Annotated in this window: 17 protein-coding genes; 10 read left to right on the forward strand and 7 right to left on the reverse strand. The window is 72.0% G+C overall.

The features are described 5' to 3' along the window. Positions 1-15 precede the first annotated feature (15 nt). The 3 genes from HNR19_RS18050 (at position 16) to HNR19_RS18060 (ending at position 2,656) form a co-directional block, all read left to right on the forward strand. Positions 16-1,044, forward strand: coding sequence for an NAD-dependent epimerase/dehydratase family protein (locus HNR19_RS18050; protein WP_246303543.1), 1,029 nt, complete (start codon positions 16-18; stop codon positions 1,042-1,044). Between the two features lie 65 nt (positions 1,045-1,109). Next, entirely contained in the window at positions 1,110-1,982 is an 873-nt protein-coding gene (locus tag HNR19_RS18055; protein ID WP_218910307.1) for a TylF/MycF/NovP-related O-methyltransferase, read from the forward strand. Continuing rightward, positions 1,979-2,656 carry a class I SAM-dependent methyltransferase gene (locus HNR19_RS18060; protein ID WP_179669202.1) on the forward strand — a complete coding sequence of 226 codons (678 nt, stop codon included), beginning with the start codon at positions 1,979-1,981 and terminating at the stop codon, positions 2,654-2,656. Before HNR19_RS18055 ends, HNR19_RS18060 begins: the two co-directional genes overlap by 4 nt. Before the next feature lie 167 nt (positions 2,657-2,823). On the opposite strand, the gene HNR19_RS18065 is transcribed toward HNR19_RS18060, so the two are convergent. The 4 genes from HNR19_RS18065 to HNR19_RS18080 are packed head-to-tail and all read right to left on the reverse strand — an operon-like array spanning position 2,824 to position 6,827. Next, positions 2,824-4,020, reverse strand: coding sequence for a hypothetical protein (locus tag HNR19_RS18065; RefSeq protein ID WP_179669203.1), 1,197 nt, complete (start codon positions 4,018-4,020; stop codon positions 2,824-2,826). After that, on the reverse strand, positions 4,013-4,657 hold the full coding sequence (locus tag HNR19_RS23635) for a CatB-related O-acetyltransferase (RefSeq protein ID WP_343047264.1): 645 nt from the start codon (positions 4,655-4,657) through the stop codon (positions 4,013-4,015). Before HNR19_RS23635 ends, HNR19_RS18065 begins: the two co-directional genes overlap by 8 nt. Beyond that, complete coding sequence (locus HNR19_RS18075; protein WP_179669204.1) at positions 4,654-5,550, reverse strand: FkbM family methyltransferase; 897 nt, start codon at positions 5,548-5,550, stop codon at positions 4,654-4,656. Before HNR19_RS18075 ends, HNR19_RS23635 begins: the two co-directional genes overlap by 4 nt. A gap of 59 nt (positions 5,551-5,609) precedes the next feature. Then, on the reverse strand, positions 5,610-6,827 hold the full coding sequence (locus HNR19_RS18080; RefSeq protein ID WP_179669205.1) for an MATE family efflux transporter: 1,218 nt from the start codon (positions 6,825-6,827) through the stop codon (positions 5,610-5,612). 92 nt (positions 6,828-6,919) lie between these two features. Between HNR19_RS18080 and HNR19_RS18085 the strand changes: the two genes are divergently transcribed. Then, positions 6,920-7,789 (forward strand): sulfotransferase domain-containing protein, encoded by an 870-nt coding sequence (locus HNR19_RS18085; protein WP_179669206.1) that lies wholly within the window; start codon positions 6,920-6,922, stop codon positions 7,787-7,789. Positions 7,790-7,812: 23 nt separating this feature from the next. Then, positions 7,813-8,598, forward strand: a complete 786-nt coding sequence (locus HNR19_RS18090; protein ID WP_179669207.1) for a methyltransferase domain-containing protein — start codon at positions 7,813-7,815, stop codon at positions 8,596-8,598. Here the strand turns inward: HNR19_RS18090 and HNR19_RS18095 are convergent. Together HNR19_RS18095 and HNR19_RS18100 are read right to left on the reverse strand one after the other, a co-directional pair. Continuing rightward, positions 8,522-9,892 (reverse strand): O-antigen ligase family protein, encoded by a 1,371-nt coding sequence (locus HNR19_RS18095; RefSeq protein ID WP_179669208.1) that lies wholly within the window; start codon positions 9,890-9,892, stop codon positions 8,522-8,524. The genes HNR19_RS18090 and HNR19_RS18095 overlap by 77 nt on opposite strands. Before the next feature lie 58 nt (positions 9,893-9,950). Continuing rightward, complete coding sequence (locus HNR19_RS18100) at positions 9,951-10,217, reverse strand: MoaD/ThiS family protein (RefSeq protein ID WP_179670367.1); 267 nt, start codon at positions 10,215-10,217, stop codon at positions 9,951-9,953. Between the two features lie 150 nt (positions 10,218-10,367). On the opposite strand from HNR19_RS18100, the gene HNR19_RS18105 reads away from it, so the two are divergent. The 4 genes from HNR19_RS18105 (at position 10,368) to HNR19_RS18120 (ending at position 16,413) form a co-directional block, all read left to right on the forward strand. After that, the gene (locus tag HNR19_RS18105) at positions 10,368-11,120 is read left to right on the forward strand and encodes a response regulator transcription factor (RefSeq protein WP_179669209.1); all 753 of its coding nucleotides are present in this window, start codon (positions 10,368-10,370) and stop codon (positions 11,118-11,120) included. Positions 11,121-11,267: 147 nt separating this feature from the next. After that, positions 11,268-12,155 (forward strand): mycothiol synthase, encoded by an 888-nt coding sequence (gene mshD, locus HNR19_RS18110; protein WP_179669210.1) that lies wholly within the window; start codon positions 11,268-11,270, stop codon positions 12,153-12,155. An 11-nt stretch (positions 12,156-12,166) separates the two neighbouring features. Then, a complete protein-coding gene (locus HNR19_RS18115; RefSeq protein WP_179669211.1) occupies positions 12,167-15,805 on the forward strand; it encodes a hypothetical protein in 3,639 nt (1,212 codons plus the stop codon). Further along, positions 15,787-16,413, forward strand: coding sequence for a hypothetical protein (locus HNR19_RS18120; protein WP_179669212.1), 627 nt, complete (start codon positions 15,787-15,789; stop codon positions 16,411-16,413). Before HNR19_RS18115 ends, HNR19_RS18120 begins: the two co-directional genes overlap by 19 nt. A gap of 6 nt (positions 16,414-16,419) precedes the next feature. On the opposite strand, the gene HNR19_RS18125 is transcribed toward HNR19_RS18120, so the two are convergent. Beyond that, complete coding sequence (locus HNR19_RS18125) at positions 16,420-17,454, reverse strand: alpha/beta hydrolase fold domain-containing protein (protein WP_179669213.1); 1,035 nt, start codon at positions 17,452-17,454, stop codon at positions 16,420-16,422. Between the two features lie 95 nt (positions 17,455-17,549). Here HNR19_RS18125 and HNR19_RS18130 point away from each other — a divergent pair, with 95 nt between their 5' ends. Further along, positions 17,550-19,742 carry an RNA degradosome polyphosphate kinase gene (locus HNR19_RS18130; protein ID WP_246303544.1) on the forward strand — a complete coding sequence of 731 codons (2,193 nt, stop codon included), beginning with the start codon at positions 17,550-17,552 and terminating at the stop codon, positions 19,740-19,742. The last annotated feature ends 41 nt before the right edge of the window (positions 19,743-19,783 follow it).

Here is a 19,783-nt window from a genome sequence, read left to right on the forward strand (position 1 = left end):
CACGAAAGGCACGTCTTGACCCGCGTTCTCATGACCGGCTCCGCCGGTTTCATCGGCGGCTACCTCGTCGAAGCGATGCTCGACCGCGGCTGGGAGGTCGTCGGGCTCGACAACTACTCCAAGTACGGCCGCATCACGAAGTCCTACGACGACCACCCCAACTACCACTTCACCGAGGGCGACGCCCGCGACGCGCAGCTGGTCGAGAAGCTCCTCGAGGGCTGCGACCACTTCGTCGCGGCGGCCGCGATGATCGGCGGCATCGCGTACTTCAACAAGCACGCCTACGACCTGATGTCGATCAACGAGGCGATCATGGGCGCCTCCTGCGACGCGGCGATCAACGTGGTCGGCAAGGGCGGACCGCTCAAGAAGGTCACGTACGTGTCCAGCTCGATGGCCTACGGCTCGACCGACCGGTGGCCGTCCGTCGAGGGTGACGAGCTCACGATCCCGCCGCCCGCCAACAGCTACGGCTTCCAGAAGCTCGCGGTGGAGTACTGGGCACGCGCCGCGTGGCAGCAGTACAAGGTGCCGTACACGATCGTGCGGCCGTTCAACGCCGTCGGCGTCGGCGAGCGACGAGCGGTCGGCGACGTCGAGGAGCAGTCGGGCAACGTGCGGCTGGCGCTGAGCCACGTCGTGCCCGACATCATCCAGAAGCTGCTCAAGGGCCAGGACCCGCTGCACATCCTGGGCGACGGGTCGCAGGTGCGCTGCTACACCCACGGCTCCGACCTGGCGGCGGGCATCATCGCGACGCTCGAGCACGACGCCGCGCTCAACGAGGACTTCAACATCTCCACGCCGGTCGCGACGACCGTCCTGGAGCTCGCCGAGGCGATCTGGACGCGGATCAAGGGACCCGACGAGCCGTTCCGCTACGTCAGCGACCCCGCGTTCGAGAACGACGTCCAGAAGCGCATCCCGTCGGTCGACAAGGCCCGCGAGCTCCTCGGGTTCGAGGCGCGGGTGACCCTCGACGAGATGCTCGACGAGCTGATCCCGTGGATCAAGGACGCGCTGCGGCAGGGGATCTTGTGAACGGGTCGGACTCCTTTCGCTCAACCGCCGAGATGGAAGCCGATGGACTGCTAGCGTTCCGCGGCGTGACCCTCCCCCCTGTGGGCGCCGACGCCCTGCGCGCGCTCTACCTCGACCTGCTCAAGCGGAGCCTCACCGGCGCCGTCGCCGAGGACAACGACTCGATCCTCGGCGGTGTCCGCACCGCCGGCTCGCCCTCGCGCAAGAAGCAGGCCGCCGACGCCGTCGGCCGGCTCGCCACCCGCTTCGGGTTCGAGATCGCCTACAAGAAGCCCTACGACCCCAAGGCGCGCCAGCACGGCAACGACTGGCCCTCGCGCGCGGAGTCGATGATCGGCCTGCTGCGCATGCAGAACATCCAGGACTGCATCGAGCGGATCATGGTGGACGGCGTGCCCGGCGACCTGATCGAGACCGGCGTCTGGCGCGGCGGCGCGTGCATCTTCATGGCCGGCAACCTCAAGGCCTGGGGCGACACCTCCCGCAAGGTCTGGCTCGCCGACTCGTTCGAGGGGCTCCCCAAGCCGAACCCGAAGGACTACCCGGCCGACAAGGGCGACTGGTTCTACAAGCAGACCGGCCTCAACGTCGGGGTCGAGATCGTCAAGCACAACTTCGAGCGCTACGGCCTGCTCGACGAGCAGGTCGAGTTCCTCGTCGGGTGGTTCAAGGACACGCTCCCCACCGCGCCGGCGGAGTCGTACTCGCTGATCCGTCTCGACGGCGACCTCTACGAGTCGACCTGGCAGGCCCTGGAGGCGCTCTACCCGAAGCTCTCGCCGGGCGGCTTCTGCATCATCGACGACTACGGCACGCTCCCCGAGCAGGCAGGTGCCGCGGTGCACGACTACCGCAAGCAGCACGGCATCACCGAGGAGATCGTCGACATCGACGGCAACGGAGCCTTCTGGCGCAAGACGATGGAGCAGCCCGCATGAGCGACAAGCTGATCGACCCGGCCGACTGGCCCGGCGGCGTCCTGCTCAACCTCGGCTGCGGCCACCACGCGCCGAAGACGTGGATCAACATCGACCGCTCGCCGATGATGGTGCTGCGGAAGGCGCCGCGGGTCCGCAAGGCCCTGCGCAAGGTCGGCGTGCTCCACGACGCGCACATGATCGACTGGCCGGAGAACATCATCCGGCGCGACCTGTCCAAGCCGCTTCCGCTCGCCGACGGCACCGCCGACGCGGTCTACTCCTCCCACATGCTCGAGCACCTCTTCCTCGAGGACGCCCGGAAGTTCCTCGCCGAGTGCGCCCGCGTGCTCAAGCCCGGCGGCATGATGCGGCTCGCACTGCCCGACGCCGAGCAGTTCGCGCGCGACCTCCTGGAGGCCGGCGACGACCCGGAGGGCAAGGCCGGCATCCAGTACGGCGAGATGCTCCGCGCCCACCCGGAGAGCCGCCCCTCGGGCAAGCGCCTGGTGGCGTTCGTCGGCGGCTCCAACTGGCACCGCTGGCAGCCGACCCGCGGCCTGGTGAAGTCCCTGATGACCGAGGCGGGCTTCGGCGACCTCACCGAGTACTCGTTCCGCGAAGGCAAGCTCCCCCACCTGGCCGACGTCGAGCAGCGTGAGGACAGCTGGTTCGTCGAGGGCATCAAGAGCTGACCGGATCGTGCTCCGGCGTACCTGACGTTTCGGTCGTGAATCGACGTCACTAAGAGCCATTTCGTCAGGTACGTCGCCGGGGGCGCGAGGCACCTGACGTATTGGTCGCGAATCGACTTCGAGAGCAGCCGATTCGTCAGGTACGTCGCGCCGCCCGGAGCGAGGGGCTACCCCCAGATGCCGGTCTTGCCGGCGACCCGGCCGCGGACGGCCGACACCAGCCGCGGGAACCGCTGCTGGACCGCCACGAACTCGTCGACCAGGGACATCCGTGCGCCCTTCGCGACGTCGCCCGCCAGCTCACGGCCGACGGTCGACCAGGCGCGGCGGCGCCACTTGTCGTAGGCGGCCGCCTGGGCGGGGTCGAACGGCGACGGCGGCACCTGGCCGGCCTGCGCCTGCACGCGCCACGCGCGGCGCAGCAGCCGCGGGATGCGGCGGCCGCGGGTGTCGACGTTGTAGCGATAGGCCGGCGCCTCGGGGAGCTGCGCCTGGTGCTTGAGCACCGCCTCGGCGTACTCCAGGCACAGCGCCTCGACGGCGTCGCGCTGGTCCTCGATGTGGTCGCCGGTAGCGCCCTCGAAGCGCGTCGACAGCGCGAGCGGCTGGTGCGGGTCGAACGCGTGGAAGTGGAACAGCCGCAGCCGCTCGTCGGTGCCGCGGATCGCGTAGCCCTGGTCGTCGTGGGCGAGCGGGCGCTCGTGCAGGTTGAGGACGCCCACGTTGTAGCCGTGGTGGCGCAGGCTGCGCGCGCGGAACAGGTCGGCGCCGACGTCCATCCACTTCTGGTCCACGAACAGACCGCTCATGAAGTCGACGAGGCAGTCCCACTCCAGCCGGGCCCACCACCAGTCCAGCGCCGGGATCCCGCGGCGGTCGAAGCCGCAGAAGCCGAGGTTGTAGATGCCGACCGCGAGCTGATGACCCTCGGTCGCCGGGGCCTCGGGCGGCAGCGGGTGCAGGAAGTGGGAGGTGAGCAGGACGCCGCCCTCGCTGGCCGCGAGCTCCCCGGGCAGCTCGGACATCGCCGAGGTCACGTAGGTGTCGGGGTCGAGGTAGAAGACCTGGTCGTTGTCCTCGAGCAGGCGCTTGAACAGCAGCGGCTTGACGGCCGTGGCGAACTCGACCAGCTCGTAGTAGGTCGTCATCGCCCGGATCTTCTCGAGCGGGAGGCCGAGGAAGTCCGTGCCGACGATGCGCACGCCCGGCAGGTCGGGCAGCTGGTGGTCGTCGGCGTGCTCGGCGTCGATCAGGAAGATGACGAGCTCGGCGCCGCCCTGGTGGCGGCGCACGCTGTCGGCGAGCGCCAGCGCCTTGGGCAGGTAGTTCTCGGCGAGGACCGTGCAGTAGGTCGGCTCAGCCATGGCGGGTCGCTCCCTGCTTCTCGCGGGCGTAGGCGATGAAGCCGTCGATGTCCTTGCTGGCGAGCAGCGGCACGGCGGCCTTCACCTCCTCGTCGGGCCAGTCCCACCACTTGATCTCGAGCAGGGCCTCGATCTGCTCGGGGGTCGCGCGGTACTTCAGCACCCGCGCGGGCGCGCCGCCCATCACGGCGTAGGGCGGGACGTCCTTGGTGACGATCGCACCGCCGGCGATCACCGCGCCGTCGCCGATCTTGACGCCGCTCCGGATGAACGCGCGCTGGTAGATGATGACGTCGTTGCCGATGTAGGTGTCCTCGGACGGCACCGGGTTGCCGTCCTTGCCCGCGCCGGGCATCCGCCAGTTGATGCGGAACGGGTACTGGCTGACGGTGTCGGTGGGGTGCTGCCCGCCGAGCATGATCTGCGCGGTCTCCGACAGCGAGCAGTACTTGCCGACGTGGAGCTTCGTCTCGTCGAGCATGTAGCTCATGATGATCGGCACGCCGTACGTGTGCTCGCCCATGGTCACCCGGCCGGCGCGGGTCAGGCGCTTGAGCTGGGCCTCGTTGCGGCCGACCACCGCGTCCCGAGCCGCCATCAGGCGGTGCCAGATCCTGCGGAGCAGGTTGACGATCACGACGCGTGCTCTCCCATCGTCTCGGGGACCAGTCGGTGGAGGACCTCGCGGGCCGCGGCGTCGTCGGCGTGCGTGACGGCGACGTCCCAGTAGCGGCGGTCGCGGGGGCCGGTCGGGTCGACCTGCTGCGAGAGTCGCGGGAGGTCGGCGATCGGCGCCCGCCCGAGCGCACGGCCGCCGTTGTCCCAGATCGCGACGGTGTCGTAGCCCAGCGCGGCGAGCTCGTCCCAGATCGGCTCCGGGTCGTTGCCGGCCATCCGGGTCAGGCGGCGGTCGTACTCGAAGAACAGCACGGGAGGCTGGTCGGCCCACGCCTTCGCGATCGCCGGCACCAGGAGCACCTCGTAGCCGTCGGTGTCGGACTTCGCGAGCCGCAGCCGCGCGAACTCGGGGTGCGCCGCGCGCAGGTCGGCGGCGGAGACCGTCGGTACGCCGACCGACTCGCCGGCGACCTCGAAGCGGGTGGTGCCGCCCGACCGCACGGGCGTGAGCGCTTCGGCGGTCTCGCCGGTCGCGAGCAGCGCCTCGACGACGGTCACCCGCTCGTCGGTGCCGACGTTGAGGTCGAGGTACTCGAAGTAGTAGGGGTCACCCTCGACGCACAGGACGCGACCGCCGGCGGCGTCGAGGATCTGCAGCGCCGAGTCGCCGACGTTGGCGCCGATGTCGAGCACGGTGAGCTCGTCGCCGGTGGCCGCCAGGCCGGCGGCCAGCGCGACCAGGTTCTTGCCGTACGGCGAGTCGCCGCGCGTGTAGTCGGGGAGGTGGTGCGACCACGGCAGCACCATCTCGACGCCCTGGATGTTGCGGACCACCTTGCGGTCGGGGAACCGGTCGCGGATCGCCCACGACGCCTTCAGGCGTACCGCGTTCAGGGCCGTACCTAGTCGCACCATTCCTCCTGCCGTCGGCCCCCCAACGTCGTGTCCCAACGTCGCGTGCCGTCGCGAGGTTACGGCATCTTCGAGCGCTTGCGGCGGAGTCCGAGAACGGTCCACCAGATGGCAGCTGCGACACCCTGGCCGATGGCGGTTCCCCAGTAGGCACCGAGGGCGCCGTCGACGAAGACGCCGATCGTTCCCGTGGCCACGACGCCGAACGTCGTCGCGATGTCGAGGGTCGTCGTGGTGCGGATCGCGCGGGTCCCGTTGAGGTAGGAGCGCGGTCCCGCGACGAGCCCGAGGCACAGGATGTGGAGCGACGCGGCGACGAGGAGCGGCTCGGTGGCGAACCACGTGTCCGCGAGCACCAGCTGGCCCACGGAGTCCGGGATCAGCAGGAGGACCGCCACGTTGACGAGCCCGATCGACATCGCCAGCACCGTCGTACGGCGAAGGTGGCGCGAGGCCGCCGCGGGGTCCGCGTCGTTGGCGATCTCGGAGACCCCGGCGGCGACGGCCGCGGTCTGGAACGTCATGTAGGGGCGGATGAGCAGCAGGGCGCCGCGCACGGCGCCGAGCGCGAAGGCGCCCGCGACCGCCGCGACGGTGACCGAGAAGCCCAGCACCGCGCCCTGGGTCGCGAGGTAGGACATCAGGTAGCGCCAGGAGAACGACCAGCGCTCCCGCAGCCACGCCCGCGCGCCACCGAGGCGGATCCGGTGCTGGGCGAACACCAGCAGGGAGGCGAGCGCGCCCGGTCCGACCCACGCCAGCGTGAACCAGGTCAGCGAGATGTCGTCGAGGGCGATCACGGCCACGAACGCCGTCGTGCTCAGCACCAGCCAGGTCAGGTCGAGCACCAGCGAGAGCGACGGTCGCTGCACGGCGAACCCGAGGTAGCGCCCGAGGTCGTGGAGGATCAGGCCGGGGAACGCGAGGCCGAGGATGAGCATCTCGGGGGCCAGCGGGAGGTCCGCCAGGTGGAGGACGCCGGCGAGCGCCAGGATCAGGGCGCCCATGCCGACGCCGAGCACCAGTGCGCTCGAGACCGGCGCGCCCACCCGGTTGCGCGCGTCGTCGGGGTGCACGAGGAGCGGGTCGCCCACGAGCGAGCGGGTGACCCCCTGCGCGCCTGCGTAGATCACCAGGATCAGGCCGAAGTAGCCGAAGGCGGCCGTGCCGAGCAGGTGCGCCGACAGCAGCGCGATGAGCAGGTTGGACGCTCCGGACACGATCTGGTCGATCGTGATCACGCTCAGGCGCCGCCCGGCACCGGCTTGGCTTCCCACGTTTCCCCTCGGAGCAGTTCCATCGCCCCGGTGTCTCGGGGAGTTGTTCAGTCGGCCGCGAGCCTAGTGTTTCCGTATGTAGAGTGCGCGCCATGCCGACGACCGAAGGATCCGGGCTGCGCGAGTGGGCGACCCGGGTGGTCCAGTGGGAAGCCGGTCGCTCCGGCCTCAAGCGCGGGGTGCAGGTGGCCGCACGGGTGCGCGGTGCCGCACTCACCGCCGCCGGGACCAACATCCCGGAGATCGCCAACATCTACGCCGCGGGCTCGCCCAAGGCGGGCAGCCAGTGGATGAAGCACCTGTTCCACCACCCGCTGGTGCGCGCGGAGACGGGCCTGTTCACGCTGCCGCAGCTCGACTACCAGATGGTGCGCGTCCGCGCGTTCCCGCCGGGCACGTTCGTGCCGGGCATCTACATGAGCTATCCGGAGTTCCGGGACTGGCCGAAGCCGTGGAACCACCGCACCGTCTACATGTTCCGCGACCCGCGCGAGCTCGTCGTCAGCGGCTACTTCTCGGCGACCAAGACCCACCGCAAGGTGCACATCCCCGAGCTCGAGGTGTTCCGCGAGGAGCTCCGGCACATCCCGATCGAGGAGGGCCTGCTGCGCCTCATCGACCAGGCGGCGCCGCGGCTGCGGGAGATCGAGACCTGGGTCGGCGTCGACGACCCGACGATCGCGACGTTCCGGCTCGAGGACATCGACCACGACCCGCGCACCGAGGTGCCGCGGATGCTCGAGCACTGCGGTGTCTTCCTCAAGCCCGAGGCGCTCGAGACCGTGCTCAACGACGTGTCGCGCGACGCGCTCCAGGCCGCCGACCTCGCGCAGCGCGGCGACGGCGAGTCCCACTACCGGGTCGACCGCTCGAGCTTCCGCGAGATCTTCGGCCCCGAGCACTACGCGGCGATCGAGGAGATCATCCCCGGCCTCGCCAAGCGGCTCGGCTATCCCGACTGACCCGACTGAGAGGCCACTCCCCCGTGCGCGACGACCTCGACCCCGACCACCCGCTCGCCCGCCTCTACCCCGAGGTGGTCGCCGGCGGCTTCACCCGTCACGACGGCTTCGTGGAGTTCTTCTCCCGCATCAACGCGCTGCTCCCCGACAAGGCCGACGTGCTCGACTTCGGCGCCGGCCGCGGGGGCTGGACGGACGCGCCGCTGTCGCCGTACCACCGCCGGCTGCGTGACTTCCGGGCCGCCGGGCACCGCGTCGTCGGCGTCGACGTCGACGAAGTGGTGACGGAGAACCCGTCCGTCGACGAGGCCCACGTGATCACCCCCGGTGAGCGGCTGCCGCTGGCCGACGACGCGTTCGACCTGGTCTTCGCCGACCACGTGCTCGAGCACGTCGACCACGCCGACGCCCCGTTCGTCGTCAGCGAGCTCCAGCGGGTGCTCCGGCCCGGCGGCTGGTTCGCGGGTCGCACGCCCAACAAGTGGGGCATGATCGGCGTCGGCGCGCGGATGGTGCCCAACGACCTGCACGTGCGCGTGCTCGAGAAGCTCCAGCCCGGGCGCCAGGAGCGCGACGTTTTTCCGACCCGCTACGCGATGAACACCCGCCGCGACCTCGCCCGGCTGTTCCCCGCCGACCGGTGGAACCTCTTCGTCTACGGCCACGCGAGCGAGCCGCAGTACGCCGGCTCGAGCACCGCGGCCTGGCGGGCGGCGTCGCTGGTCGACCGGCTCACGCCGCCGCGGTTGCAGCCGACCCTGATGGTGTTCGCCCAGCTGGCTCAGCCTCGTCCGTCGACGACGGCGTGAACCAGGCGATCGCGCTCATCGCGATCGGGATCCAGATGCTGCGGTCGTAGAGGCTCGGCACGAAGAAGCCCCAGGCGACGTAGATCCACATCGCGTAGCAGAGCCGGCGGTGGACCGAGGAGCTGAACAGCGGCCGGGCGAACGCGAAGATCACGAAGAGATAGCCGACGGTCCCGACGACGCCGATGCCGACGAGGACCTCCAGGAAGTTGTTGTGGATGTCGAACAGGTCGATCAGGCCGTCGCCGAACCACGGGCTCGCCCAGAACCGGTCGACCGCGGTCTCGACGCCCTCGGAGCGTGCGATGTTGGATCCGGCCGTCGACTCGTTGCCGAGGAGCCGCTCGATGGCCGGGATGTCGGCGCCGAGCTCGACCACCAGCGGCAGGCAGGCCACGCCGAGACCGGCGACCAGGCCCATGAGCAGGCCGCTGAGCGCCGAGCGCTCGACGAGCGGGAACAGGACGAACACGCCGGCGACGACCAGCACGGCCGCGCGGCTGCCGCTGAACATGATCGAGATCCCGCACAGGGCGGCGGCCCCCAGCACGCACACGCGGCCGATCGTCGAGCGGTGGCGGAAGAGCAGGTAGATCAGCAGGCCGACCGACATGAGCGCCGCCTGCCCGAAGAAGTTCGGGTGGTTGGTCATGCCGAAGTGACGGCCGTTGGTCACGTGGCCCTGCGCGATGCCGCCCGCCCAGCTGATGAAGTGCCCGATGACATAGCTCCACGCCAGGATCTGCAGCACCCGCGACGAGGGAGCCCACATGATGATGAACGCCGGCAGGCCGATCATCACCGCGAGCCAGAAGACCAGCGCGATCGCGCTGAGCAGCTGCTCCTCGGAGAGCACGGTCGCGACCAGTCCGGCGATCGTGATGATCGAGACGCCGATGACGTAGGTCAGCGGGAGCCGGAGCCGGCCCCGGAGCAGGTTGGGGATCAGCAGCAGGAACCCCAGCACGAGCAGGCCGTCGGTCGGCGTCGCCGTGCTGCCGGCGGGCGCCAGGCCCTTGTACATCGGCGCCGTCGCGAACGCGGCCATCAGGGTGAGCACGGCGGTCCGCTCCCGGCCGATGATCACCAGCACCAGGATGTACGCCGCCGCGCCGCATGCGAGGACGGCCTCGAGCAGGCCTCCGCTCGTGGCGACGACCGCCAGCGCAACGGCCACCAGCGCGAGCAGGATCGTCGGGGGCAGGATCGAGCCGCGGCCACCGGCGGGCGCGCCCGTCGGGTCGACGATCGCACGAGTGTCTCGTGTCGCGATCGGCCCAGCCTTCTCAGCCACGTCTCTCTCTTCCCGGTGGGGTACCGGTCTCACCGGCGGCGCGAGTCGCGAGTCTAGGTCAGCCTCCGGCGAAGGGAGGAAGGAACTCGACGGTCGAGCCCGGCGGGACCTCGACCTCGGCCGCGTCGCGGGTCGCGACCGGCTGGTCCCCGAGCAGCACCGAGCACACCTGGATCACCTCGCCGAGGCGTGAGCCGGCGTGGCGGCGTACGACCTCCTCCTTGAGCTGCGCGAGCGTGAGCGGGCCCGGGACGTCGATCACGTCCTCGGCGGTGCCGGCCGCAGATCGTGCGGCGGCCCAGTAGTGGACCCGGATGACCTGCATCTCATTCACGTGGTGATCCTCCCCGTGTCGGGCCGATTTCGGCTAGGGTCCCCGAAAGGAAAACCGGCCGGAGCCCAGCGTTGCGTTTCGGTCTCTCGATCCGGCACCGCCCTCTGCGCCCTCCCGCGCTGGTGCCGAGAGGAGGCCACCATGAGCACACTCCTGCTGCTCACCAGCGCGCTGCAGCCCTCGGCCGAGGTCCTGCCCGGCCTCGCGCTGCTGGGCCACCAGGTGAAGATCCTGCCTGCCGAGGGCAGCGCGCTCCTCGAGGCGCCCGACGCCGACCTGCTCCTCGTCGACGGGCGGCACGACCTGGCCGGCTCCCGTGACCTGTGCCGGCTCATCCGCACCACCGGCACCGACGTCCCGGTGATCCTCGTCGCGACCGAGGGCGGCCTCGCCGTCGTCAGCCACGACTGGGGCATGGACGACGTCGTGCTGCACACCTGCGGCCCCGCCGAGCTCGAGGCGCGGATCAAGCTGGCCATCGGCCGGCTCACCGCCGCCCGCGAGGCGGCCGATCCCGAGGCCCACGTCATCCGCTCCGGCGAGGTCGTCGTCGACGACGCGACCTACACCGCGAAGGTCGGCGGCCGGGTGCTCGACCTGACGTTCAAGGAGTTCGAGCTGCTGAAGTTCCTCGCGCAGCACCCGGGCCGGGTGTTCTCGCGCCAGCAGCTGCTCCAGGAGGTCTGGGGCTACGACTACTTCGGCGGCACCCGCACCGTCGACGTCCACGTCCGCCGGCTGCGCGCCAAGCTCGGCCCCGAGAACGAGACGCTCATCGGCACCGTCCGCAACGTCGGCTACCGCTTCGTCCTCCCGTCCAGCCGCGAGGAATCGGCAAACGACACACAGGCAGAACCGGCCGCGGGGAGCGAAGCGACCCACGCGGCCGGGTAGCCAAGTCGGCCGGCGCTGGTCGCCAACTTCTGCCGACTCAGCGCCGTCCGCCAGCGAGCTTCTGCCGAGTCGGCGCGTGATCACCAGCCGACTCGACGTCGTACCCGCGTGAACACGAGCCGACTCGGCGCTGGCTATGGTCGAGGGATGGCCACCGCGGAGCTCGAGCTGCTCGATGGGGCGGCGGCGCTCGACGCCGTCCACGACGTACGACGCCGCTGCCTCGCGGCCGACGGCAACGACCCGGTCGACGAGGCCGGTCACCTGCGCCTCAAGCACGACGGCCTGGACGGCGCCGCCAGCTGGGTGACCTCGGACGGGTTCGCCGTCCGCCGGGACGGGCAGCTGGACCTCGCGGTCGCGCCCGACGCGCGGGGCCACGGCCTCGGGGGGCGGCTGGCGGCCGCGGCGCTCGCGGAGCCGGGCCCACTGTCGGCGTGGTCGCACGGCGACCACCCCGCCGCGGCCGTGATCGCGCAGCGGTCCGGTCTCGACCGGGTGCGCGAGCTGTGGGTCATGCGCCGGCCCAGCGACGTGCCCCTGCCCGAGCAGGCACCACTGCCCGGCGTGACGATCCGGTCCTACGCCGGCGGCACCGACGACGCCGCGATCCTGGCCGTCAACGCCGCTGCGTTCGCCGACCACCCCGAGCAGGGCTCGCTCGACGAGGCCGGGCTCGCCGAGAGGATGCGGGAGCCGTGGTTCGACCCGTCCGGCCTGCTGCTCGCGGTCGACGAGACCGGTGACCTGCTCGGCTTCCACTGGACGAAGCGGCACGACGAGACGCGCGGCGAGGTCTACGTCGTGGGCATCGCGCCGGCGGCCCAGGGGCGCGGCCTGGGCCGCGAGCTGACGCTCGCCGGCCTCCACTTCCTGGTCCGCCGCGGCGCCCGCGAGGTGGTGTTGTACGTCGAGTCGGACAACGAACCGGCGTTGCACGTCTACCGCGGGCTCGAGTTCGCGCACGCGGCGGCGGACACCCATGTGCAGTACCGACGTTCGAGTACGGCGGTCACGGAGGCTTCCGGTCGGTAACATCAGTTCACATGAGCTCCGTCACCAGCGGCGAGCCGACGCCTGAGGGTGCTCGGAACGCTGCGGCGCGCCGTGGGCGCGGTCGGGGCGGGCTCCCCTGGCGACGGCGGCACGACGACGCCCCGGTCGTCGCCCAGCTGACCGAGGAGGACGTCGAGGCGATCATCCGCCGCAGCGTCGACATCGGCGACCAGGACGACCAGGACGACCAGGACGCCGACGACCTGCCGGTCGACCGCCCTGTCGACGACGCGCCCGGGCACGCGGACGACCACGACCAGGACATCGACGAGGACCCCGACGAGGACATCGTCGGCAGCGTGGAGAGCCGCACCGGCCCGCGCCCGGCAGCGAGCGACGACGAGTTCGACTGGTCGGCGGTCGCGACCGCCGACGCACCCGGCGACGACGAGGACGACGAGCCCGCCCTGACCGGTGACGCCCGGCACGCCCGCGACGACGAGGACGCGACCGCGTCCGAGGCCGACGAGGTCGTGCTGTCCCGGCTGGGCTCCCTGGGTGAGCGCACCCCCGACGACGAGCCCGAACCGGGCCAGGCGGTCTTCACCCACGACTTCGACCCGCTGACCGCGCCCCTGCCGGGCCTCGCCGACGACGAGGACGAGTCGTTCGCGAGTGCGGAGGAGCAGCAGGACCCGGCCCACGTCGCCGAGCGCTCGAAGAGCCCGCTGACCGACCGCCTGGACGAGGCTGCATCGGAGCCCGTGGGCGACGACCGGTCGATCGACCAGCTGGTCGTGTCGGCCTTCGCCGACAGCGCCGCCGACCGACCGGAGGCCGACGCCGACGGTGAGGCGCCGATGGCCGACGAGGAGTTCGCGGCGCTCTCCTACGCCTCGGTCGCACCGGTCGACCCCCTCGAGGCCGCCCCGCAGCCTGCTGACGAGACCGGCATCGACACCGATGACGAGACCGACGCCAGCGAGACCACGGAGGTCGCCGACGAGGCGGCGTCGGCACCGGCTGTCCCGACGGCACGGGCCGCGGAGGACGACGACGACTTCACCACCGACGACACGCTCGCCGCGCAACGCGTGATCGCCCAGGCGGTCGACCTGGGCTTCAGCGAGCCGCTCCCGAGCGACACCCACCGGCGGTTGTGGCACCGCCGCAAGGAGACCGGACCGCGCCCGACCCGTCCGGTCGTCGACGAGCCGGTGGGCGTGTCCGGATCAATCGCGCCCCCGCCGCTCGACCCGGGCGCGGTCGACGTCGCCAGCACCGAGGCCGCCGCCGCAGCGGCAGCCCGGCTCCGGCGCGACGCGGAGCTCGCAGCCGCCGAGCAGGCGGCCGAGCGGATCGCCGCCGAGGAGGCGGCGCAGCGAGCCGCCCAGGCCCGCGAGGAAGCCGACCGGCTTGCCCGCGAGCAGGCGGAGACGGCCGCCGAGGCCCATCGCGCGCTGGCCGAGGCCGAGGCCACCGCCCTCCGGGCCGCCCAGGCACGCGAGGTCGCCGAGCAGGCCGCCCGCAACCTCGCCGCGGCCGCCGACGCCGAGGCGTCGCGGCGCGAGGAGGCCGAGCGGCTGGCGCAGGAGCAGGCAGCACGGGCCGCGGCGGCGTACGCCGACCGCGAGGCCGCCGAGGCTCTGGCCCGCGAGCAGAGCGACCTCGCCGCCCAGGCGGCCGCCGCCCGCCAGTCGGCCGAGGCGACGGCCGAGGAGTTCGCACGCGCTGCCCAGCGGGCCCACGAGGAGCGTGCCAACGCGGAGGAGCGGGCCCGGGCCCTGGCCGAGGCGGCCGCGGAGGCTGCCGCCGAGCACGCCCGGCTCGCCCAGGACGCCCACGAGCAGCGGATGATCGCCGAGCGCGCCGCCGCCGAGCAGGCCGAGCGCGCCCGGGTCGCGCTGGAGAGCTCGGAGGCGGCGACCGCCGCGCTCACCGAGGCCCGTCAGGCGGCCACCGCCCACGAGCAGGAGATCGCCGCGGTCCGCGCCGACCTGCTGCGCGCCGAGCAGCGGGCGCTCGAGCACGCCGTCGCGCGAGCCGAGGCCGAGCGCGAGGCCGCCGCTCAGGCGGTCGCGCGCGCCGAGGCGGAGGCACGCGCCGCCGCACTTGCCCACGAGGTGTCCGAGGCCCGCGCTGCCGCACTCGAGTCCGCGGCCCAGGCGGAAACCGCGGCCGTGGCTGCGGCCGCGGCTGCGGCCGCCGACGCCCAGGAGGCAGCACGGCTCGAGGCCGTCGAGGTCGCTCGCCGCGAGGAAGAGGCACGGCTCGCGGCCGAGGCTGCCGCCCGCGCCGAGGCCGAGGAGGCCGCCCGGCTCGAGGCCGAGGAGGCCGCGCGGCTCGAGGAGGAGGCCCGCGCCCGCGCCGCAGCCGAGGAGGAGGCACGGCTCGCCGCCGAGGCAGCAGCCCGCGCCGAGGCCGAGGAAGCCGCCCGGCTGGAGGCCGAGGAGGCCGCGCGGCTCGAGGAGGAGGCCCGCGCCCGCGCCGCAGCCGAGGAGGAGGCCCGGCTCGAGGCGGAGCAGGCCGCCCGCGCCGAGGAGGAGGCCCGCGCAGCCGCCGAGGAGGCCGCCCGCGCAGAGGTCGAGGAGGCCGCCCTCGCGAGCGTGGTGCAGGAGGCCGACGAGACCGACACCGACCAGGCCCTGCCCGACGACCCGGCCGAGGCCGACGCCGCGCCGGCGTCGACCGAGCCGCGTCCCGCGGTCGGCATCGGCGAGTCGCTGCTCGACCGGTGGCGCAGCTCCTGGCGTCCCGAGGACGAGGTCGACCCGCTCGATGTCGCGCCTGCCGGGGCGGCCGCGGCCGACCTGCTCGCCGACGAGCCGACGGCGGACGAGGTCGCCCTGGTCGAGGAGGAGCCCGCCGACGAGGTCGAGGACCAGCCTGCCGACGAGGTCGTCGCCGAGGTCGAGGTCGACGACGAGCCGGTCGCCGAGGCGGCCGAGGACGAGGCCGGCGAGGACGACGTCGACGACGAGTACGACGCGTTCTTCGACGAGGAGCTCGACGACGACGACTTCGAGGCCGACTTCACGGACGACTTCCCGGACGATGCTGACGCCCTCGCCGAGGACGAGGCGGAGCTCGAGGGTGACGACGAGCTCGACGAGATCCGGGGCGAGGCCGAGCTCGACGACGAGGACGAGGGCCACGACGAGGACCAGGACGAGGCCGCGGTCGCGGTCGTGACCGCGCCGGCCGCGAGGACGGCCCGCCCGGCAGCCACCGCCGCTCCGACGGTGATCACCGAGGGCAAGCACGCGCCCTACCACTCCAAGCGCGGCACCGACGCCCTCGCTCCGCTCGCGATCCTCGTCGCCATCGCGTGCGCCGCGGTGGTCGGCCGGATGGCCTGGCTCGACACCCTGCGCGACGACATCCCGCTCGCCACCGCGTTGACGGTCACCGCAGCGGTGCTCCTGCTCTACGCCCTGCGGGCCAGCGGCACCTCGCGGTCGGTGCACCTCGACGAGCGCGGCACGCTGAAGGTCACCAAGGGCGAGATGACCAGCACCTTCGACCTCACCAGCCCGTCCACCACCCTGGAGCGCGTCGGCGAGCCCGGCCAGAAGAGCTGGCGGATCCTCATCCTGCGGCGGAGCCTCGCCCCCGTCGTGATCGACAGCAAGACCGTCGACTCCCGCAGCTTCACGGAGGCGCTTCGCCAGTGGCGTCCGGACCTGTAGAGCACCCCAGCGAGGAGCAGCTGCTCGCCGAGCTCGACGAGATGGCTCGGAGATGCGTGTCCGCGGAGAAGCGCGCCGAGGCCGCGGAGAAGCGGGCGGCCGAGCTCGACGCGGAGGTCGCTCGGCTCCGCGCCGAGGCAGAGAGCCGGCCCGCGCACGACGACATGGTCTTCTTCGAGGGCGAGCCGACGAGCCCGGCGGACGACGAGGGTGACGCGCGCGTCGTCTCTCTCGCTCTGGGCTCCACGGCCGTCGTCTCCGCCATGGTGACGCTGCTCGCGCTGCTCAACGGCAACCTGTTCACCACGTTCGGCTACGTGATGATCGCGCTCACCATCGGCCTGGCGATCGCGGCCACCCGCTCCCGGTCGCAGCCGGTCGACGTCCACATCACCAACGGTGTGGTGTACGCCGAGCGCGGCGGGTCGTCGTACCGCTTCGACCTGAAGAACGACTCCACCCGCGTGGAGATGGACGGCAGCCCCGGCGACTCCTACTGGCAGGTGCGGTTCCTGCGCCGCAACATGGACCCGCTCGTCGTCGACGACGACATGGTCGACCCGGCGTCCTTCGTGGCCCAGCTCCGGCAGTACCGCCCGGCCCTGTAGAGAAGCTCAGCCGAGCGCCTTGCGCACGTGCTCGGCGATCTCGAGCACCGCGGCACGACTGCTCGAGCCGACGCCCACGATGTTGAGGAAGCCGTGGATCTGGTCGGGGAAGCGCTGGAGCTCGACCGCCACGCCCGCGTCGGACAGGCGACGGGCGTAGCTCTCGCCCTCGTCGCGGAGCGGGTCGAAGCCGGCGGTGACGACGTACGCCGCCGCGAGGCCCTGCGGCAGGTCGGCCGCGAGCAGCTGCACCCGCTCGTCGTCGCGCTCGGCGTCGGTCGGCAGGTAGACGTCGTTCACGTGGTCCATGAAGTCGCGGGTCAGGTAGTAGCCCTCGCCGAACAGCTCCAGGCTCTTCGTCGCGCGCCTGGGTTCGGTGCACGGGTAGATGAGCAGCTGCCACGCGAGCGGCGTACCGGCCCGGGCGGCTGCGATCGCCGTCCACGCGGCGATGTTGCCGCCGGCGGAGTCGCCGGCCACCCCGAGACGCGCGGGGTCGGCGTCGAGCTCCTCGGCGTTGTCGACCACCCAGCGGTGGGCGGCGACGGCGTCGTCGAACGCGGCGGGGAACGCGGCCTCGGGGCCGCAGTGGTACTCGACCGCGAGCACCGGCACGCCCGACTCCTCGGCGAGCACGCGACAGGGCGGGTCGTGCGACTCCAGGTCGCCGTTGAGGAAGCCGCCGCCGTGGAAGAACAGGAGCAGCGGGCCGGGTCCGGAGGTCACCCCGGGTGAGGTGGGGACGTAGAGCCGTGCGGGCAGGCCGGCGACCTCGAGCTCCCGGACCTCGCCGATCGGCTGCCGCCCGCCGACGACCCTCGTGTTCTCGAGCATGTCGCGCCGGCTCTTCTCGAGCGGGGGCTGGCTGACCAGGCCCTGCTTGCGGGCGAGCCGCTGCAGGCGCAGCATCAGCTGGAGGTCGGCGGCCAGCGGCTCCCCGTCCTGTACGTCGGGCCGGCCGCCGAGCCGACGCTGCACACGCTCGGGCAGGGCCAGCAGGGCGTTGAGGGTCCGCGCCTCGACGGCGCTCCGGATGCTCACGGGAGCGACCCTAGCCCCGATCCAGGTGCGATCGCCGGTCCGGACCTGCGATCGTCGTCACTCCCCGTTCACCCGCGGGTGGGAGACTTCCCCGCATGTCGTTGGAGATGCTGCCCGACCCGGTGGACGACGCTGTCGGGCCCACGGTCCCCGAGCGTGCCGCGGGTGCGCACGCGGCGGCGCCCGACGCGGCGACGTACGACGCGGCGGCGTACGTCCCCGACCCGACGATCGTCGCCGAGATCGAGGCGGTCGCGGACCGCTACATCGACCGCGAGCTGTCCTGGCTGCGGTTCAACGAGCGGGTCCTCGAGCTGGCGGAGGACCCCGAGCTGCCGCTGCTGGAGCGCACGCGGTTCCTCGCGATCTTCACCAGCAACCTCGACGAGTTCTTCATGGTCCGCGTCGCGGGCCTCAAGCGCCGGATCGCGACCGGCCTGGCCGTCCGCGCGGCGTCGGGGATGATGCCCCGCGAGGTCCTCGAGAAGATCTGGCTGCGCTCGGAGGAGCTGAGCCAGCGGCACGCCCGGGCGTTCCGGGAGGAGATCGTCCCCGCGCTGCGCGACCACGGCATCGAGCTGCTCCGGTGGACCGACCTCGACCGGGACGAGCAGAAGGCCTGCAAGCGGTTGTTCAAGGAGCGCATCTTCCCGGTGCTGACGCCGCTGGCCGTCGACCCCGCGCACCCGTTCCCCTACATCTCGGGCCTCTCGCTCAACCTCGCGGTGATCATCCGCAACCCCAAGACGGGCAAGGAGCACTTCGCCCGCGTGAAGGTGCCCTCCAACTTCGACCGGTTCGTGCCGCTGGGCAACGCGCGCTTCGTGCCGTTGGAGGACGTGATCCGCGAGCACCTCGGGCGTCTCTTCCCCGGCATGGAGGTGCTCGAGGCCCACACGTTCCGGGTCACCCGCAACGAGGACCTGGAGGTCGAGGAGGACGACGCCGAGAACCTCCTCACCGCCCTGGAGAAGGAGCTGCTGCGGCGCAAGTTCGGCCCGCCGGTGCGGCTCGAGGTCGAGGAGTCGATCGCCCCCTCCGTGCTCGAGCTGTTGGTGTCGGAGCTCGACGTCTCCGCCGACGAGGTGTTCACCCTCCCGGGGCCGCTCGACCTGCGCGGACTGCACGGCATCGCCGACCTGCCTCGCGAGGAGCTGAAGTACCCCTCGTTCGTGCCCTCGACCCACCAGGCCCTGGCCGAGGTCGAGTCGTCCGCGCCGGTCGACGTGTTCAAGGCGCTGCGACGGCGCGACGTGCTGCTGCACCACCCCTATGACTCGTTCGCCACGTCGGTGCAGCGGTTCATCGAGCAGGCGGCCGCCGACCCGCACGTGCTCGCGATCAAGCAGACGCTCTACCGCACGTCGGGCGACTCGCCGATCATCGACGCCCTGATCGACGCCGCCGAGGCCGGCAAGCAGGTGCTGGTGCTCGTCGAGATCAAGGCCCGCTTCGACGAGCAGGCCAACATCCGCTGGGCGCGCAAGCTCGAGCAGGCCGGCTGCCACGTCGTCTACGGCCTGGTGGGCCTGAAGACGCACTGCAAGCTGGCGATGGTGGTGCGCGACGAGCCCGACGGCATCCGCCGCTACACCCACATCGGCACCGGCAACTACAACCCCAAGACCTCGCGGATGTACGAGGACCTGGGCCTGCTGACCACCGACGACACGATCGGCGAGGACGTCGCCCACCTGTTCAACAACCTGTCCGGCTGGAGCCGCAAGGCGACCTACGACCGACTGCTCGTCGCCCCCGACTCGGTCCGCTCGGGGCTCATCGAGCAGGTCCACGCGGAGATCGCCCACCACAAGGCCGGACGACCCGCGGGCATCCGGATCAAGGCCAACTCTCTCGTCGACGAGCAGGTCATCGACGCGCTCTACCTCGCCTCGCGGGAGGGCGTGAAGGTCGACCTGGTCACCCGCGGCATCTGCGCGCTGCGCCCGGGCGTGCCCGGCCTGTCGGAGAACATCACGGTCAGGTCGATCCTGGGCCGGTTCCTCGAGCACAGCCGGGCCTTCTGGTTCGCCAACGCCGGCGACCCGGTGGCCTGGATCGGCTCGGCCGACATGATGCACCGCAACCTCGACCGCCGGGTCGAGGTGCTCGTCCAGCTGCCGCAGAAGGCGAAGGAGGAGGTGCAGGCCCTGCTCGACCTCTCGTTCGCCCCCGACACCGAGGCCTGGGAGCTCCAGCCGAGCGGCGAGTGGGTCCGCAACGACGGCCCGGTGCACCTCCAGCAGGCGCTGATCGAGCGGCAGCGCAGGCGGCGCTCGGCAGGCTGAACGCCGTACCACCGGAGCGCCCGTTTGCGCTCCCCCGGCGT

It is taken from the genome of Nocardioides thalensis (assembly GCF_013410655.1).
In the GTDB taxonomy this organism is placed as follows: Bacteria; Actinomycetota; Actinomycetes; order Propionibacteriales; family Nocardioidaceae; genus Nocardioides; species Nocardioides thalensis.